Annotated in this window: 1 protein-coding gene; it reads left to right on the top strand. The window is 41.3% G+C overall.

Features of this window, described 5'->3' with window-relative positions; all coding sequences use genetic code 11:
- Nucleotides 1-371: 371 nt before the first annotated feature.
- The coding region (locus CIK04_RS34770) for a LuxR C-terminal-related transcriptional regulator (protein ID WP_325205983.1) at nt 372-726 on the top strand (355 nt) is incomplete at its 3' end.

The following is a 726-nucleotide window of genomic DNA, read 5'->3' as shown; positions in this document are numbered from 1 at the left end:
TATTAATTTTAGTTATTGCTAATTTAGTGGTTTGTTATAAGAGTGTCAGGGCAGAGAATAATTTATGACGTGGCAGTGACAGAACTTTCCTACAAGCAATTAAGTTATGTTCCTTACAAAAAAGACAAGGAGTGTTGTTGATAAAAAGAGAAAGTAACATGACAGTAGAAAAGTATTGATTATCGACTCACAACCCTTATGCACGAGCACTCTTCTCATTAGTCAAAGAGGTGATTCATCCCTGAAGTGACCATTCACGACAAATACTAAGCAGATCCTCGACTGCGTGCGTGAGGAGAATGTAGAACTGATCATCAGATGGACGTTCAATTGAAGGTCAGAGATGGTCATCAGTTTAGCTAAGTCAATTTTTGCCAATTGGCTATGCCGGAAAACTGCTTTTTGTCTCTTCCAATGATTATGACAGCCTGTCCAACGTAGCGTATACCATCGGCGCACATGGGTATTTGACCAAGTACGCGAGTCAATCAACACTTAGCAATGCCATTGTGAATGTGTTGAAAGGGTATACGATGTTTAAAGGGCAACCTGCCCAGTCGGATCAACAAGCGTTGTCTGAGCGAGAGGTGACGGTGCTGAGTTACCTCATGCAAGGCTACAGTAATCAGAAGATCTCTGAGCTTTTGATGCTGAGACAAACAAACCATCAGCTACTACAAGCTCGAATTTTGAAGAAGTACAACGCAAAGTCGATCGTCGAAATTG

This window comes from Vibrio sp. 03_296, assembly GCF_002265885.1.
This window is presented reverse-complemented; position numbering and strand designations above follow the sequence as displayed.